The 17,471-nt window shown below is 62.5% G+C and carries 7 protein-coding genes and 6 pseudogenes; 4 read left to right on the top strand and 9 right to left on the bottom strand.

Going from position 1 to position 17,471, the window contains the following annotated elements:
- Positions 1 to 463 precede the first annotated feature (463 nt).
- Together CGZ66_RS30250 and CGZ66_RS30255 are read right to left on the bottom strand one after the other, a co-directional pair.
- Positions 464 to 1,652 (bottom strand): annotated as a pseudogene (locus tag CGZ66_RS30250) (IS91 family transposase).
- 11 nt (positions 1,653 to 1,663) lie between these two features.
- Positions 1,664 to 2,524, bottom strand: coding sequence for a tyrosine-type recombinase/integrase (locus CGZ66_RS30255; RefSeq protein WP_095090392.1), 861 nt, complete (start codon positions 2,522 to 2,524; stop codon positions 1,664 to 1,666).
- A gap of 721 nt (positions 2,525 to 3,245) precedes the next feature.
- Here CGZ66_RS30255 and ltrA point away from each other — a divergent pair.
- Complete coding sequence (gene ltrA, locus CGZ66_RS30260) at positions 3,246 to 4,484, top strand: group II intron reverse transcriptase/maturase (RefSeq protein ID WP_095090414.1); 1,239 nt, start codon at positions 3,246 to 3,248, stop codon at positions 4,482 to 4,484.
- 618 nt (positions 4,485 to 5,102) lie between these two features.
- On the opposite strand, the pseudogene CGZ66_RS30265 reads toward ltrA, so the two are convergent.
- Positions 5,103 to 6,172: pseudogene (locus tag CGZ66_RS30265) on the bottom strand (IS110 family RNA-guided transposase); the annotation flags it as partial.
- A gap of 423 nt (positions 6,173 to 6,595) precedes the next feature.
- Between CGZ66_RS30265 and CGZ66_RS30270 the strand changes: the two are divergent.
- The gene (locus CGZ66_RS30270; RefSeq protein WP_095090415.1) at positions 6,596 to 7,924 is read left to right on the top strand and encodes an ATP-grasp domain-containing protein; all 1,329 of its coding nucleotides are present in this window, start codon (positions 6,596 to 6,598) and stop codon (positions 7,922 to 7,924) included.
- 215 nt (positions 7,925 to 8,139) lie between these two features.
- Here the strand turns inward: CGZ66_RS30270 and CGZ66_RS30275 are convergent.
- A pseudogene (locus tag CGZ66_RS30275) lies at positions 8,140 to 8,367 on the bottom strand (IS256 family transposase); the annotation flags it as partial.
- A gap of 264 nt (positions 8,368 to 8,631) precedes the next feature.
- On the opposite strand from CGZ66_RS30275, the gene CGZ66_RS30285 reads away from it, so the two are divergent.
- Positions 8,632 to 9,849 carry an IS110 family RNA-guided transposase gene (locus tag CGZ66_RS30285; RefSeq protein WP_167392324.1) on the top strand — a complete coding sequence of 406 codons (1,218 nt, stop codon included), beginning with the start codon at positions 8,632 to 8,634 and terminating at the stop codon, positions 9,847 to 9,849.
- Between the two features lie 385 nt (positions 9,850 to 10,234).
- Here the strand turns inward: CGZ66_RS30285 and CGZ66_RS30290 are convergent.
- Together CGZ66_RS30290 and CGZ66_RS41405 are read right to left on the bottom strand one after the other, a co-directional pair.
- A pseudogene (locus CGZ66_RS30290) lies at positions 10,235 to 10,533 on the bottom strand (IS256 family transposase); the annotation flags it as partial.
- 826 nt (positions 10,534 to 11,359) lie between these two features.
- A pseudogene (locus CGZ66_RS41405) lies at positions 11,360 to 12,088 on the bottom strand (recombinase family protein); the annotation flags it as partial.
- Positions 12,089 to 12,127: 39 nt separating this feature from the next.
- On the opposite strand from CGZ66_RS41405, the pseudogene CGZ66_RS30300 reads away from it, so the two are divergent.
- Positions 12,128 to 13,137, top strand: a pseudogene (locus tag CGZ66_RS30300) (IS3 family transposase); the annotation flags it as partial.
- 51 nt (positions 13,138 to 13,188) lie between these two features.
- Here the strand turns inward: CGZ66_RS30300 and CGZ66_RS30305 are convergent.
- The 3 genes from CGZ66_RS30305 to CGZ66_RS30315 all read right to left on the bottom strand — a co-directional run bounded on the left by CGZ66_RS30305 (position 13,189) and on the right by CGZ66_RS30315 (position 17,160).
- Positions 13,189 to 14,820, bottom strand: coding sequence for an IS66 family transposase (locus tag CGZ66_RS30305; protein WP_167392304.1), 1,632 nt, complete (start codon positions 14,818 to 14,820; stop codon positions 13,189 to 13,191).
- An 80-nt stretch (positions 14,821 to 14,900) separates the two neighbouring features.
- Complete coding sequence (locus tag CGZ66_RS30310) at positions 14,901 to 16,973, bottom strand: recombinase family protein (RefSeq protein ID WP_095090407.1); 2,073 nt, start codon at positions 16,971 to 16,973, stop codon at positions 14,901 to 14,903.
- The gene (locus CGZ66_RS30315) at positions 16,963 to 17,160 is read right to left on the bottom strand and encodes a hypothetical protein (RefSeq protein ID WP_095090542.1); all 198 of its coding nucleotides are present in this window, start codon (positions 17,158 to 17,160) and stop codon (positions 16,963 to 16,965) included. The genes CGZ66_RS30310 and CGZ66_RS30315 overlap by 11 nt, the downstream gene beginning before the upstream one ends.
- Positions 17,161 to 17,471: the final 311 nt, after the last annotated feature.

Raw genomic sequence — 17,471 nt, forward strand, 5'->3', positions numbered from 1 at the left:
CGGATCATCTCAACTATGCGGCCCTACAACAGGCCGCCTCAATCAACTGGTTGAAACGGAAGAAATAACGAAATGGGCAGTCGCGATGGCTTGACAAACAAATCCCCATACAAGGCTTCTGTGAGGTCCGTGGGCACAGGCGAGGCCTGCGGGCTCGAGTCGGACCTCACTGTAAGCCGGATTGAACGAAGCCGCGGGCAGGACTGGCGCTATGGGGATTGTGGCCTGTAGAGGCGGTCGCGATTGTCTTCGCCAGGCTGATGAAGGGGGTTTGCGGTTCGACCCCAGCGAAGAATGGTACGGTGGAAGGCGGAGCTTGATGGCGATTGCCGCGAAAGGTGGCTGCGGCGCTCCCCATCGCCGACTTGGACGCTCGCGACCTTGTGCGGCAGATCAAAGGTCGACGTGCCGGCGCGCATGGCGACGGATGTCGAACCGGGTGATTTGGACGTGCTCGGCATGATCATGAGGTGTCTCTCCAGAAGGGGCTCGGCGGCGCTTGTCCGCACCGCCAGATGGCGAGCGTGACCATTGGCCCTCCGCAGCATGGGCAGCGATGCGTTGCCGCAAGGCGCTCGGCGGCGACAGCGGCGCTTTCGGCCTCCGGTTCGAGATCGTCCTGCCGCGGGCTGGCCAGCAGCCTGCGGCACAGGTCGAGCCTGGCGGCGCGATGGCCGTTGGCGAGGAAGCCGTAGTGGCGGATGCGATGGAAGCCGTCCGGCAGCGTATGCAGAAGGAAGCGGCGGATGAACTCGTCGTGCGCGTGGAGCGTCATGACCTTCGTCTTGCCGCGGTGACGATAATCCCTCCAGTGGAACGCGACCTGATCGTCGGTCATGCTGATCAGCCGAGAATTGGCGATGGCGACGGGTGTAGCGGCCGAGATAGGCCAACACCTGCTCTGGCCCGCCGAACGGCGGCTTGGCGTAGACCACCCAGTCGAGGCGGCGCACCCTGGCCAACAAGCGGGTGAAAGCGGCTGGCTCGGCCAAGCCGGCGAGATCGCCGAAGAACTTGAGGATGCCCGCGTCGAAGGCCGCCCGCAACTCCTGCAGAAAGAGGCGGCGGAACAGACGCGACAGCACGCGCACGGGCAGAAAGAAGCCGGTCCGGCAGGCGACCCAGTGCGTTCCATCGAGAGAGATGCCGCCGCCCGGCACGATGCAATGGAGGTGGGGATGATAGTGCAGGTTCTGACCCCAGCTATGCAGCACCGCGATGAGGCCGATCTCGGCGCCGAGGTGTTTGGGATCGGCAGCGATCGTGCGCAGCGTCTCGGCCGCCGCCTTGAACAGGATCGTGTAGGCCGCCGCCTTGTTCTGGAAGGCGATGGCGGCGAGCTCCGCCGGCAGCGTGAAGACGACATGGAAGTAGGGAACCGGCAGAAGCTCGTCCTGCCGGGCGGCAAGCCAGTCCCGGCAGGCTTGCCCCTGGCATTTGGGGCAATGCCGGTTGCGGCAGGAATTGTAGGCCACGCGGATCGCCCCGCAGGACGAACAACCTTCGACATGGCCGCCCAGTTCGGCGGTCCGGCACAGTCCGATCGCGCTCATCGTGCGACGCTCGACGCGCCCGAGATGGCCGTCATGGACCCGCCGATACACCTCGCCATGGCGGCGGAAGATATCCGCCACCTCCAGTCTCGCCGACATGGGCGGACCGGTCAGCCCGTCGGCACGACCTCGATGTTCAGCCGGTCGAGCGGGCTCGTCGTGCGCCGGATGAGACCGTTCGAGACCCTGGTGTAGCGCGCCGTGCTCGACAGATTGTTGTGGCCGAGCAGAACCTGGATGATGCGAATGTCGGTGCCGTTCTCCAGGAGATGGGTGGCGAAGCTGTGCCGGAGCGTGTGCACCGTCACGCGCTTGTCGATGCCGGCGGCGGCACGCGCCGAGCGGCAGGCCGAATACAGCACCTGCACGTCAATGGGACGATTTGCGTCCCGGCCGGGAAACAGCCAGACCTGCGGCTTCGCCAGCCGCCAGTAGACCCGCAGGATGCGCAGGAGCTGCGTCGACAGCATCACGGTGCGGTCCTTGCCACCCTTGCCGTGCTCGACCCGGATGACGCCGCGTTCGCTGTCAATGTCGCCGACCTTCAGCCCGACGGTCTCCGAGGCACGAAGGCCAGCAGCGTAGGCTGTCGTCAGCGCCGTGCGCGTCTTCAGGCTCGGCACCGCCTCAAGGAAGCGGACAACCTCGTCGGCGCTGAGAACCACCGGCAGCGTGCGTGGCGAGCGGGCATACGTGATCCGCTCCGGGATCTCGGCATGGCCCAACATCACGCCGTAGAAGAACCGCAGCGCACACACCGTCTGGTTCAACGCCGGCCACGAAATCCCGCTCGCCACCAGATGCACCTGGAAGGCGCGAACATCCTCCAGGCCAAGCCGGTCGGGGGAGCGGCCAAAGTAGCGCGAAAACTTCGCTACCGCATGCACGTAGGATCGTTGCGTGGCCTGCGACAGATTGCGGATCGTCATGTCCTCGATCATGCGCCGGCGAAGAGGGCTCAGTTCGGCCATCTCTCATCTCCTGTTCTCAAGATTGCGCTTCAACAGCCGCAATCCTTCAAAACAGAAGCCTCATCCGCAAACCGAACCACCAAATGCCGCGCCAGCGGCTTCGTTGTGTGCCCAGCATGTTCGACCGCCTGAGGGTGAAAGTCCCTTAGCCAACCTGATGGAGGTGAAGGCTTAGTGAAGCGCAAGGGCATCATCGCGAGGTGGTGTCTGAAGGAAGCGTGGAGCAAACCGCGACCTGACGAACAGAAACCGGATATGAGGCATCCCTGGCCGGACGAGCGGGCAACGAGCCGCGAAGTCCATATCCATCAAGGGACAGGGCTGTAGATCCGGCAGGGGTGCGGGGAAGGCGATCGAGCTTACCTGGGGAGGCCTGCGTCATGTTCCGATCTCGGAACTGAGGGAATCGCAAGATGACCTGACCGTGACGCAGGAGTCAGCAGAGGGCGTATTAGGTGATGCTGTCGGCAAGGCTAGTGAGGCACTCCAAAGCCGAAAGGCGGAGCAACGGATAGGCCGAGCCGGGAACGATGACCGAAGGCCCGAACGATTGGAAGTGGCAAGTAGGACCGGCAACTCATGAGTGGAAAGCGGCAGAAGACCCAGTACGTACTGGCCCTGGAACCGATGGGCAGGGTGAACCTCCTGTCAGCGGCTACGCAGGGCCGAACCATCCGTGGCGAAGTCGGCACCCGAAAGCCCGGCCTGGACAGAACAACTAATGGAGAAGGTGTGTAACCGGGAGAATCTGGAAACAGCGTGGAAACGCGTTCGAAGGAACAAGGGCGGTCCTGGCGTGGATGGGATGACCATCGACGATGCCCAGGACTACCTGCGTAAGCATTGGCCAAACATCCGGTCCCAATTGCTCAAGGGAACCTACCAGCCGCAGCCGGTCAAGCGGGTCGAAATCCCCAAGCCGGAGGGCGGGGTCAGAAAACTCGGCGTGCCTTGCGTCGTCGACAGACTGATCCAGCAAGCTCTGCTGCAGGTTCTCCAAGAGCAATGGGACCCGACGTTCTCCGAGCACAGCTACGGCTTCCGCCCGGGACGCTCCGCCCATCAGGCGGTAGCCCAAGCGCAATGCTACATTGCCGAGGGTTACAGCTACGTGGTTGACATCGATCTCGAAAAGTTTTTCGACCGAGTCAATCACGACAGCCTGATGGCGCGCGTCGCCGTGAGGGTGTCCGATAAGCGCGTGCTCAAACTCATCCGAGCATTCCTCAATGCCGGGGTGATGGAGGACGTCTTGGTCCGTTCGGTGGACGAGGGGACCCCGCAAGGTGGCCCGCTCTCGCCCCTCCTAAGCAATCTCCTGCTCGACGACCTCGACAAGGAACTGACCCGAAGGGGTCTCCGCTTCTGCCGATACGCGGACGACTGCAACATCTATGTTCGCAGCCGACGCGCCGGCGAACGGGTCATGGCCTCCGTCAGCCGGTTCCTGACCAAGAAGCTGCTGCTGAAGGTCAACGAGGCGAAGAGCGCGGTGGCGCGACCGGAGGAGCGGAAGTTCCTTGGATTCAGCATCTCGAATGACGGGGGCGAGCGGCGCATTGCGCCGAAAGCCCTCGACAAGTTCAAGGCGCTGATCCGGGACATGACACGCCGGACACGGGGAATCAGTCTGGCGCAGCTGATCAAAGAGCTGAAGCCATACCTCATGGGATGGCGCGGCTACTTCGGCTTCTGCCAGACCCCACGGGTGCTTACGAACTTGGAGGCGTGGATTCGCCGAAGATTACGCTTGTATCTTTGGCGGCAATGGGGGAACGGGCACAACCGCTACAAGGAACTGCGCCGTCGTGGCGTACCAAAGCTCCGTGCCGCGGTTGCCGCCGGTTCGCCGACGGGATTCTGGCGCATGTCAGGACACCCGGCGGTCCAACAGGCCCTGCGCAACCACCACTTCGAGTCGCTCGGTCTCCCCCGTCTCTATGTCTCTGCCCAAGCTTAATCCGGTCGAACCGCCGTGGTACGTGACCCGTATGCCCGGTGGTGTGGGAGGGGCGGCGCCGTGAGGCGTCCCCCTATCCCGATCAATCACCCCTCAAACAGGGTCCTCATTCCATGAAAAATCACAATAAAGCCCTAGCAGCATGCGATTCGCGGTGACGACAAAAGTCGTGAAGCGATGGGTGGAGCGGTGTATCATCACGCATGCACCAAACTCGCACGCCACACTGCAAAAGGGAATCCCAAAAGCGGACTCTTTAGATCCGGTCAATCCACTCTCATGATTGCTGACAATAGCCTTTGGCATAGGTTGCAGTCCGCCGAATCCGATCGGCGGCCGAGGTACTTGTACGGCGGATATGAGGTGCAAGAGGCGGGACTTGAACGTCGGTCAACAATCTCTCATCCGCGGGTCGGGCCGCATGACCTTGTTTCGTTTGGGGCTGCCTCTGTCTAGGTGGCGAGCGTCAAGGCTCATAGTGGAGACGAGGGCTCCCCGGCATTGTCCCGCCTCCAGCACCGTATATCGCGCCGAGGCTGATCTTGGGTTTTGCGATCTCCTCTCCTGGCTGCCTGTCAAGTTGATGTCATGCCGCCTTTGGATTGATTGAACCGTGCAAGCGATCGACCAGATGAAGCCCACCATCTCGCGTGCGATGGCGACATTGACGACGTTGGCGTTCTTGCCGCGCGCGCTGAGCCGACGATATCGGGTGCACAGTCGAACCTGCGCTTTCCATCCGATGTCGCGAACGACTTTTGGCAGCGCCTCGATTCGATCGACCTTGTGACGGCCGATGCGCGGCCTCATCCGGTAAGCCCAGGCGCCTTCGACCAGCGCGCGCCGGGCATGGGTGTTGCCGGTCTTGGCGATGCCGCCGCGCCAGACGCTCTCGCCACTCGATAGCTCACCAGGCACCAGGCCGAAATAGGCCATGAGCTGACGTGGGTTTGAGAAGCGTGTGAAGTCACCGACCTCCGCCACCAGCACCACCGCATTAATGAGCGCGATCCCGCGCATCGCCTGCAAGGCGTCAACGACCGGGCGCTGGTCCCATTCCGGGAGAAGGCTGAGCATCTGTTCCTCGACCTGCCGCAGGCGCCGTTCCGCATCCATGACGGCATCGACGTAGTCCTGAAATGCGATCTGCTGAGCGGGATGTTCGAAAGCCAAAGTCGAAAGCCATCGCCGGAAAGCCATTCGCCAGGCCGTCCCACGCTCATGCTTGCGCCCGTGTCGCAACAGAAATCCTTGAAGATGTTGGCGCGCTCGCGTCACGACTTGTCGAACCACGCTGCGCAGCCGGATCATGTCGCGCATGGCTTCATGATCGGCATCGGGCACCCAGACTGGCGTCAGCTCTCCGGCCCGGTGGAGGCGGGCGAGCATGGTCGCATCGCGACGGTTCGTCTTCACGCGATCACCGGGCTTCTTCGGAATCAGTGACGGCGCCACTACGTCGCACCGGTGGCCAAGGCGATAAACGCCATAGCCGCACGGTCCGGCCTCATAGCAAAACACCAGGGTTTACCGGACTTCACGAGACGATCGCACAGCTTGCTGATGGCATCAGGGTCATTCGCAATCTCGCCAAGATACTCCACCGCGCCGGAGCGCCCGTTCTCCGCCACCGCGATTGAAATCCGTTCTTTGTGAATATCCAAACCGACAAATCGGGTATGTTCCATGTGGCCCGTCTCCTATGCATGAGGCTCTGTGCCGGCCCAGCCGGCGTAACCCTCGTACCGTTGCATATCGGATGACGGGCCGCCCTCAGGCCCAGCAATCATAGGGACTAATGCGAGAGCGCTTCTTCACGTTCCAGCTTCGCTTTGCCTATGATGCCGTGTAAGAGTCAGTTTAAGTTTACAGATCAGACCAGCATCCCCTGAAAACCGAAATTTCGAGGAACTGTTCCAAGAGTTCTGCGCCACAAGGCGGGATAGCCAAAAGATTGCAACAGATCGTTCAAAAAACTTAACAAAATCTTTGCAACCACAGATCGCTGACATTGATATCTTCACCGCAGGGTCTGAGGTTAGGCACGAAGAAAAAGCCGACGCGTGTCTAGGCTCAGGCCGCCCCACAGCATACAACGGAGGCCGACGCCAATGGCAAGAAGAGCGCTCATCTTGGTTGAAGGCCACAGGAGTATCGGGCTGCTATACGTGAAAGCGGCTCAGCGTCTTGGCCTGCATCCAATTACCCTGTCGACTGATCCAGTTCAGTACGACTACCTTGCAGCGGAAAGCCTAGCGGCCATCCGTGTCGATACAGATGATTTCGATGCGCTGATCCGCGAATGTGCGCGGCTACGTGCAACCTATCACATTGCTGGCATTACTGGCTTTTCGGGCCTCGATGAGTCGATCTATGCGACAGTTGGCAAGCTCTGCCGGCATTTTGATCTGCCAGGACCGGACCCGGTATCCATCGAACGATGCTGCGACAAATTCACTCAACGTCAATTCCTCGCGGCGGCCGGCATTCCCATGCCTGCTTATCGCCTGGCAGAGGACGCGACGGAAGTGGATAGCTCTGCAATGGAGATCGGCCTACCGGTGATTGTTAAGCCAGCCGTCGGTAGCGGCAGTTGCGGTGTCCGATTGTGTCGCAACGTCGACGAGTTGGCCGAACATACGGCGTATCTGTTGGCCGGGGAGCGGACACGGGAGTCTTCGCCGAGGATACTTGTCGAAGAATTCGCACAGGGCCCTCAGTATAGTGCTGACACTATGGGAAATGAGGTCATCGCAGTAGGTGCCGCTGACTTCGACTGCCCACCCAATTTCGTTGTTCGAGGCAGCATCTTTCCAGCCCTGCTGACTGATTGCGAACATAAACGTATAGCCGCTGTCTCGCTGAGTTGTTTGAGCGCTCTCGGCCTTGGCTGGGGACCAGCGAACATTGAATTCCGGTGGACGGAGCGTGGCCCAGTAGTCATTGAAGTCAATCCGCGTCTTCCGGGTTGGACCACTCCCCGACTGATTCAGCTGGCTTACGGCATTGATCCCATTGGCGAGCACCTCAAGCTGGTAATTGGCGAGGAATGGGATTTGCGCAGAAGGCATTGGCAGACTGCGGCCGCGCGGTTCCTCGTTCCTGAGGGCGACGGCGTCCTCGACTGGATCGATGGCGACACTCGCGCGGCTACCATACCAGGTGTCGCCGAAGTCAAGTTGTATGTTGAACCCAAGACGCGGATCGTTAGGAAAGGCGATTTCCGGGACACCATGGGACATGTCATCGCCGCCTCACCCAGCCGTGCTGAGACCGAGGCGATACTGCAGCGCGCTGTCGACTTAATCGGTTGGTCGATCACACCTTTCCACCCCTTGGCGAACAGAAGCAATCTCCGGTTCCCTCACCTGCTGGCCACCAGAGCAGGGTGGCAGCTAACGGGCAATCGAGGCGCTGGCGATCAATCGACGGAACGGTGAGCGATATACCTGTGAGCATGCGCCAGACCCGCATGCTCACGCGCGAAAGGGAATCCCAAGCCAGACTCTTATGTGGCGACACCCAATAGGAATTTGGGCCGATGAGGCTGACGACCGAACGTCTGATATTGCGTCCCTGGCAGGATAAAGACCGGAACCCAATGGCAGCATTTACGGTGATGCGAGCTATGACGGAATTTGGGTGACTGGGTTGATCAAGCGGCGCTTTGCGGCTTCGTTTCGATGACCTCGATGCCGTCCTGGAACCTGGCACCTGCGAGCAGTTTGGGCAACTGATTTTGTCCCTTCAATCTTCGCCAGGATTTGGCTGCGGCCATGACCAGCTTGAAGACCATCAGCCTGGCGGTTTTCGAGGACAGCGAGCCCTTGGTACGCACCGTGCGGTGGCGAACGGTCGCAAAGACGCTTTCGATGGGATTGGTAACCGGTATGAAGATGGCGGTGCCGATGTCCGGCTGCGGTTTTCGTGATCGCGGCGTATGGTGCGACCATCCGGGACAGAGGCACCGGGAGCACGAAGGTGCGGGCAGGCCGATCTTGTACGTTGAGCTGCGAGCTCGTGTTAGTAGATGGCCGCCTCTGCGACTCGCCCGGTTGCGCTGAGAGCGCGGATCCGTAGTTGTCGTGTCGCCCGCCGCTCCCCTCTGACTGATCGAGAGGAGGTAGGAATGCGACGTGTAATTGGAATCGACACCCACCGCACCTTTGGCGAGGTGGTGATCTGGGAAGATGGTCGACTGCGGCATGTGGGCCGGGTCGATATGACGCGAACCGCGCTGGAAGGCTTCGGCAAGAGCCTTTTGGCGACGGACGAGGTGGTGATCGAGGCGACCGGCAACTGCATGGCGGTCTCTCGGGTGCTGTCGCCATTCGTGAAGCGGGTGGTGATCGCCAACCCGCTGCAGGTCAAAGCGATCGCGCACGCTCACGTGAAGACCGACAAGATCGACGCCGGCACGGCCAGCTTGTACGCAGCCGGCTACCTGCCGGAGATCTGGACACCGGATGCCGCCACCGAGCGGATGCGCAGGCTGGTCGCGCGGCGCTACCAGGTCGTGCGGCATCGGACCCGGATCAAGAACGAGGTGCATTCGATCCTCTACGCCCATCTGATTCCGCGGTGCCCCCATGCCGACCTGTTCGGGCGCCTCGGTCGTGCCTGGCTCACCCGTCAGCCGGTGCCAGATGACGAGCGCGCCGCAATCGAGCGCCATATCCGGGAACTGGACAGGCTGGGTGACGATCTCCGCGTACTTGACCGGGAGATTGCCGAGAGCGCGCTCGATGATGCGGTGATCAAACGGCTGCTCACAATCACTGGCGTCAATCTCGCAGTGGCCGGCGGGCTAGTGGCGGCTGTCGGTGACATCGGCCGTTTTTCCAGCCCGCAAAAACTGGTGAGCTATTTCGGCCTGAACCCACGCGTGCGCCAGTCGGGGCTCGGTGCTGCCCATCACGGGCGGATCAGCAAGGTCGGACGCAGCCATGCCCGCGCGATGCTGGTGGAAGCCGCCTGGGCGGCCGCCAAGACGCCGGGGCCGCTCCATGCGTTCTTTGTCCGCATCCGGGCCCGGCGCGGCCATCAGGTTGCCGCCGTCGCCGTGGCGCGCAAGCTGACGGTGCTCGTCTGGCATATGTTGACGAAGGAGGCGGACTACCTCTGGGCGCGACCCAGTCTGGTTGCACACAAGATGCGCAGCATGGAACTGCAGGCCGGCAAGCCGCAGAAGAAGGGCAACAGCCGCGGTCCGACCTATGCCTACAATGTCAAGGAGCTGCGGAACCAGGAGATGCGCGTCGCCGAGCAGGCCCAGAAAGGATACGAACACTTCGTTGAGGCTTGGCGCCCGCGCCTGCCAAAGGAAAAGGCGCGCGGGCGCCTCAGTCCGGCAAGGCTCGAATAAGGCGGCCCGGCGGCGCTTTCAGCCGGTGCACCACGCTTCGCCACGAGGTCGCCCGCGCTGGACGACAATAGCTGACTGCGGCGGGTATTTCCAGTTGCGCTAGCCCTCGGGGGCGCCTTGCACCCCGATCCGATCGGGAGCATGCCGCCGTGCTCGGGTCGATCAAGGCCCAAGCCTTGCGGTGGCCGCGTAAAACGCGGCCAGCCTTGACTGCCCCTGCGCGCGGCGGCTGTGAAATGGGGCGGTCGGGACGGAAGAACACCAGCGATGCGGTCGAACCAAAGAACATACTCGGGGAGGTTCCAGGGCTCGTCACAAAATAGCGCTTGTCGATCTCATCCGACGTACGCAGATGATCCCAGTGTTCGGCGGGGAAGTCGTAGAACGCCAGGTTCGGCGCGTCCTTGCCCACAAGCGCGCTCAGCGCTTCCTGAAAACCGTCGAAACACCGCGCAGGTAGAGAACAGGAAGCAGCGCATCCAGACTTTGCGTCCGACGCGCCCATTTCGGCAGGATCGATGAGGAGAACCGGACCCGATCAACCTCGCCATTCGCGCCGCGATCCCGGATCTTTACCCGGCTGACTGGCACTGGCCCGATCGCCGTCTGGATGCTCCGCTCCGAGCCGTGACCATGCCGCACAATCCTGGCACGGCCGTCGGCGAGCTTGAGATCCCGCATCTCGGCAAGCCCGCTTGATGCACGGCGATCGGCTTTCGGCGGCCAGCATCGGCGATCTGGCCGCCCTCGGAGTGCATTTGACAAGCCTCGTCGGGCGCCGGCGATGATCCGTCGTGATGGAAGGCGAGCCTTTCGTGAGCTGACGCCCCGTGACCCATCCGCGGGCGAGATAGTCGAAGATAACCTGCGGTGTGATGCCCAAGGCGGCTGCTGCCCCTTGAACGGAGTAGGTTCCATCCGGCCACCGAGCTGGATTGGCGCCAATCCCGTTGATCTTGACGGTGGGAATGCTCCAGCGTGTCCGCAGAAGCCAGACATTCTCACCTTTGAACGCGCAGCCGCGTGCTGCGACAAAGCCTTCCGCGTTCAGCGTCGCCGCAATCTCCTTGTCCATCTTGCCGTCGGCATTCAGCTCCGTCACGCGCTCGCGCAATCTCTCGATATCGATGTAGTTGGCGTAGGTGTGGACACGCCTTTGAAGAGAATGCTCGCTTGTTGCCCCGGTCTGCCACAGGATCTTGAACCAGACCTGGCCCCGCAACCGCCACCGTTCGTAATCCTGCTCGACGGCTTCGGCGGCGCGCAGCTTCTCTTCCCAGCCGCGCTCCAGAGAACGCGCCACCAGACGGTTCTCGGGCTCCACCGCGTCGTATTGGCGCCGTGCCCGTTCCGTCTCATAGCGGGCCCGCTCGCGCCTCAGAGCCCACTGTCGCTCGAGCTGACGTGTCTCTTCTTCAATCTGGCCCAGCGCGGCAATGGCGATGGCAATCCTGTCCGGCTTCAAAGCGTCGAGCAGGATGCTTTCAACATGTGCGTCGACGGGCAGCGCGCGCCCTTCCTGGCATAGCGGTCCGCCGTCCTGATCGCGGTCGGCACGACACGTGTAGACGGGATAGTTACCTGCAGGACCGCTATAGCGTAGGCTGATCCGGCGACCGCACCGGCCACAAACGGCAATACCCTGCAACAGTGCCGCTCCCTTGCGCGGCACGCCGGAATGGCCAGCCTTATAGCGGTTGATGTTGTTTGCCAGTAGTCTCTGATTCTCCATAAATTCCTCCCAGTCGATGTATCCGGAATGGGCAGACTGAAGACAAACCTCCCAGTCCGCGATGGGGACCTTCACCGTCTTCGGGCGATAGACATCATGGCGAACCCGCCCGCCCTCCGCCCGGCATCGTCCATAAACATACGCCCCGGCATAGGCAGGATTTTGGAGAATGCTGAGGACCCGTGAACTGTCGGCCTCGCGCCACATGATATCGTGCGGAGCGGGACCCATAAGTGGACGCACAGGCAGTGGCAGATCGTTCTTTCGCAAGTATCGCATCACGGCCCGTGCACTGTGAAGCTCGCGGAATTTGGCGAAGACAAGGATGAGCCTTGCCTGCACCTGCTCATCGGGATTGAGAACAATCCCGCCTGCGCGATCATGGGCCAGTCCGGCGGGAACGGGAAGCCGCAGCTCGCCACGCGCCGCCTTCTGACGTTCGCCCTGATGGAGGCGCTGCCTGATCTGGTGAAGCTCCGCTGACCTGCCACTGAGAATTTCCTCCATCTGAGCTTAGAGTCCGGGCCTTGATTGAAGGACGGACTGATGAAGAGAAAGCGTTTTACGGAAGAGCAGATCATCGCGGTTCTGCGCGAGCATGAGGCGGGTGCGAAGGCGGGCGATCTGGCCCGCAAGCACGGGGTCTCGGAGGCGACGCTGTATAACTGGAAGGCCAAGTATGGCGGGATGGACGTCTCTGACGCCAAGCGCCTGAAGGCTCTGGAAGACGAGAACGCCAAGCTGAAGAAGCTGCTCGCCGACCAGATGCTCGAAGCCTCGGCGCTGCGTGAGCTTCTGTCAAAAAAATGGTAGGGCCCGCCGCCAAGCGCGAAGCCGTCGCGCATTTGCAGGCCGTCATGGGCCTGTCGGAGCGTCGGGCCTGTTCCTTCGTCTGCGCCGATCGCAAGATGATCCGCTACCAGTCTCGCCGACCGCCAGAGACGGAGCTGCGTGGTCGGCTGCGTGACCTCGCGAACGAGCGCCGACGCTTCGGCTACCGGCGGCTGTTCATCCTGCTCAGGCGCGAGGGCGAGGCATCTGGGGTCAACCGTATCTACCGTCTCTATCGCGAGGAAGGTCTGACGGTGCGCAAGCGCCGGGCAAGACGGCGAGCAGTCGGCACGCGGGCGCCGATCCTGGTCGAGGCAAAGCCGAATGCGCGCTGGTCGCTGGATTTCGTCCATGACCAGTTCGCCTGCGGCCGGCGCTTCCGTGTGCTCAACATCGTCGACGACGTGACACGCGAATGTCTGGCCGCGATTCCGGACACCTCGATCTCCGGCCGTCGGGTTGCTCGCGAGCTGACGGAACTGATCGCCCAGCGCGGCAAGCCAGGCATGATCGTCTCCGACCACGGCACGGAGTTCACGTCGAACGCCATCCTTGCATGGTCGAAGGATCACGGGATCGGATGGCACTACATCGCGCCGGGCAAGCCGATGCAGAACGGTTATGTCGAATCCTTCAACGGTCGCATGCGCGATGAGCTTTTGAACGAGAGCCTGTTCTTCGGCCTCGACCACGCCCGCAGCGCCATCGCCGAATGGCGGGAGGACTAGAATCCTGTTTCATAACACCCATCGTAACCGGGGCAGATTTCCGGGCGATCAGGCTGGAGCGGCTTGGCTGACGAGATCGGGAAGCGGCAGAACGGCGGTTTGTGTGGGGATACCAAGGCGGTCGCCGAGGTAGGCGAAGAAGGAGACGCCGAGCTTGGTGCAGGTCTTCATCAGGCCGAGCAGGACATCGCGGGCATCTCTGCCTGCGTCACTGACGGTTCCGCCGGAGATCTTGCGTTTGATAACGACGGCGCGAATGTCGTTTTCCGAACCGTTGGTGTGGAGTGGGATCTCGGGGCGATCGAGAACGCGCAGGAGTTCATGCTTGCGGCGGTGAAGCCGGGTGAGCAGCCTGTCGAGCATGACGTAGCCGGTTCGTCGTTTGAACAGGCGGTCGAAGCGGGCACGCAAGGCCGCCGCGCGGCGCGGACAAGGTGACCGCTGATAGCTCTTCAGGTCGTGATAGAACCACCAGATCAACTGGCGCATGACGTCAACGGCCTGGCGCTGGTCTGGCGTCATCGGCACCAATTTGTGGACGAGCCGCTCGGCGTGGACCCAACACAGAGCATGGTCGGCGATGCGGAACTGGCCGGCGTCATCGGAGACGATAACGGCGTCGGCAAGAAAGCCATGATGGCGGATCGCCCCCCACATCGCCCCCTCGGTGGCAATCTTGACCGGGTTCGGCTCAACCGCAAGCTGGTCGAGGCCCAGCGCTGCCAGATGCGCCTGCCAGGCGGCGCTGTCGGCAAACACCTTTTGCGGGAAAGCCGCCAGCCGGTCGATCACCGGACCAGCGAGGTTGCGGCCGCGCATATAGGCCAACGCCTCGTCATTGATGACGTAATCGCCGTGCCCGGCGCGCAGCGTTGCCAGGAACGCCCCCCGTGACTTCGATCGCCCGGTGCGGAACGCGGTGAAGCGGTCATCGCCGATCTGAGCGGTGTAGCCGTCCTGGTTGGCGTGGCGCGCCGACCTATCATCGACCGTGATCCAGCGCGCCGTGGCAAGTCCGGTGCGCAACACGTCACGATCCTCTGCAACGAAGACCTCGAGGCCCTCCGAAATCAGCCGCACCACCTGACGCTTCGAGATGTCGACGCCAATGCCCGTCAAGAGTGCGGTTAATCGCTCCGTCGTCACTTGGCCCTGAATATGGCAGGCCAGGATGAAGCGGCGCAGGTTCGCGCCCCAGCCGCCGACAATCCCCGACGGCAGTGGCGCCACGATCGTCTCGCCGCTCGGGGTCACCCAGCGTTCGCGCCGGTAGCGCACCACCTCGGCCGACAACACCAGATCGCGCACCAGGATCGTCTCATACCCCTTGAAGCGGGAGCCCGCAGGGGAGCTCACCGCAACCGTCACCTCGCGGCTCACACGAGCGCTGTCGCGCTTGGCGCCGCGCCGCCGACGCTTGCCCTTGGCCGCTTTCGCCCCCGTCGCCTTCTCCATCCCCGACGGTTTGGACGGCTTGATTGGCGGCCGCGGAGGCAGGTCCTTCAGACGCTTAATCTCGTCCTTCAGGCTCTGGTTGTCGGCGCGCAGCGCCTGGTTCTCCATCTGCAGGCTCTCGACCTGTCCGTGAAGACCCCGCACTTCGCCGAGCAGCGTCCCAACCAGCCCGCGGAGTTCCGCCAGCGACAGGCCTTCAAGCGAATCATTCGGCGGCAGAGTCACGCAAAGGGTGAATCACAAACCCGCCCCCCTGCAAACCCCACCTCCGCCCGGAAATCTGCCCCGGTTACACACCCATCTGTCTATGTCGTTGAAGGGAATAGGTTTTGCTGATCGGGGTGCGATCCCGCGGGGTACTTCGGGTTCTGTCGCGCACGATGAACAATCTGCTGGGCTCGCGGCTTTCCGAGTTCTGATCGGCTGAAGATCCACGGCCCATCCGGTAGAGGATGAATGCCTTCGATCTCGCCTGCTTCGGCGGCGAGTCTGAGGGTCTTCGGTGCAACGCCGAGGAGGCGCGCCGCCTTGTTCAGGTTGAGCCATGGCTCGGCCCCATCCGGTGCCGGCCGGAAGACCGGGATCTTGTGATGCGATCTGTGTGCGGTGACCCGCTCCCGTGTCCAGCGATTGCCATGCCCGGTCACCAGGCCGTTGCGGTTGAGAATGCCGGCGATCAGATCATCGCTGGCGATCAGCACCAGTTGCCGGATGGCTGCGATGATATCACCAGAGGTGCTGTTGCGCTGTCCACGCCGGCGCTTCGGCAGGCGCAGCTCGGTATGGGCGCCGCCAATCCAGTGGATCAGCAGCACGATCTCGGAGGCTTTATCGTCGATATCGGCGACCACCTCCTGAATGACGGTGCGCACGATGCGCTTCTTGAGCCTGGCGTCCGTCGTTGGCGCCGACCAGACAGCCTGAAGGTCTGTGGCCAGCGCCGTGATGCCCGTTGCCAACACAGGTGATGGCCTCGGCGTCGCGGCATCATGCGCGGCGATCTTGCTCTCGATCTCACCGACACGGATGAGTGCCTGGTTCCAACGCGCTTCCAGTTCCGCCGCGACCAGCCGGTTCTCGGGATCGGCCGCGTCGTATTGCCGGAAGGCCCGGTCGGCAGCGTAGCGGGCAGCCTCAAGATCCCGACTGAGGGCGTCCCGGACCTGGTCACGACGATTGGCAGCTTGCGCCTCAGCTTCGGCAGCGGCAGCAATCGCTCCCGGCTCCACGACTCGCAGGAGCGCTTCCTCAATCGCATCATCGACGCGCAGTCCGCCAAAAGCGATGCATCGCGGCTCGCCATTGTCGAGCAGACCCCGCCAGCAGGAATAGCGCGGAATGTTGTGCTTGATGCCCGTGTACCGCACCGTGAGCTTGCGGCCGCAGCGCCGGCAGCGGACAAGCCCGGCGAGCAGAGCGTCGCCATGCTTGGGCGCCCCGTGATGCCGGCTCGTGGGCACGTTGTCGCTCACCATCTTGCGGATCGCCTCTGCCCTTTCCCAACTGACATAGCCCTCATGGCTGTCCGGGATCAGCGCCAGCCATTCCTCGCGCGTCCTGCGTCGGATACCTGCTCGAACGGCGGATCGCCCAAATCCCGGCGCGACACGAGTCTTACCATAGGCGTAGGCGCCGCCGTAGATCGGGTTCTCGATCATCCGGTGGATGGTCGCATAGCTCGGCCTGCGCCAGACCACTTCGCCATTGTTGCGCTTGGCGGGCAAATCCAGCCCATGTTCGAGGAACCACATCAAGGCCTGACGGGCGCTGCCGAGCTCAGCAACCTTGTCGAACACCAGGGTAATGGATTCCTGCACACGCCGATCAGGTTCCTTCTCAAGCCGATCGCCGACCTTCACGAAGCCGACAGGGGCTGCGACGACGAGTTCGCCGCGGCGGGCCTTCTCGTAGCGGGCCGACAGCGAACGCTGGCGCAGAAGATCGAGTTCATACTCGTTGAGACTGCCCTTCAATCCCAGCAGCAGCCGATCATTGCCCTGACGCGGCGCATAGACCGTCTCCTGGTCGATCAGCACGGTATCGACGACACGACACATCTCGATAAGCTGCTGCCAGTCGCGGCTGTTGCGGGCAAACCGCGACACCTCCCGTGCCGCAACCGCCCCGACCTTGCCGAGACAGACCTCAGCGACCATCCGATCGAAGCCGGCGCGTACGACGCCGCCGGCGGCGGAACGGCCGAGATCGTCATCGATCGTCTCTACGCGAGACCAGCCAAGGGCCGTCAGGCGGTCGCGCATCGCATATTGAAGCATGCTGCTCTCACGATTGTGCAGGACCTGATGGGCTGACGACTGCCGCACATACAGGATCGCTTTGCGCTCCAGATGATGCGGCCCAATCTTCTCATGCATCATGATCCGCGCCCTCCCGTTTTGCGGCACCCTCGCCGTCGACGTGCCCGAGGATCAGGCTGACCATCAGCTTCGTCACTGATCGGCGCGCCTCGGCCGGCAGCGCCTGCCATTGCGGCGTCTGCACCGTGTCGGCGTCGTTCGGCTTCGAGAACAGATCGAACTGGTATGTCGTGGGCTGGCGCGGCATGGACATCTCCCCGATTCGCGTGACAGCCCAATGCTGCGCCCATCTCCGGCGATTGCGATGGGGCGCCCGTGTCGTGGAGCAGTTTCGCCAGGGTGCCCAGCGCGGCAAGGTAGACGTGCGGAGCAGTCGTTATGCGCCAGCTCGCGCTGAGACTCCGATCGAACATCCACCCAGGAACCTCCAGCCAGCGATCCGATACCCGGCCAGAAAGACTGCAGCGGAAAACCTCTGCTTCGTTCTTGTCGATCACTTCATGAATATGGACCTGGCGACCCGCCCAAGGATGCCATGGATAGAGAAACTCGCGCTCC

The organism is Mesorhizobium sophorae, from assembly GCF_002270415.1.
GTDB lineage: Bacteria > Pseudomonadota > Alphaproteobacteria > Rhizobiales > Rhizobiaceae > Mesorhizobium > Mesorhizobium sophorae.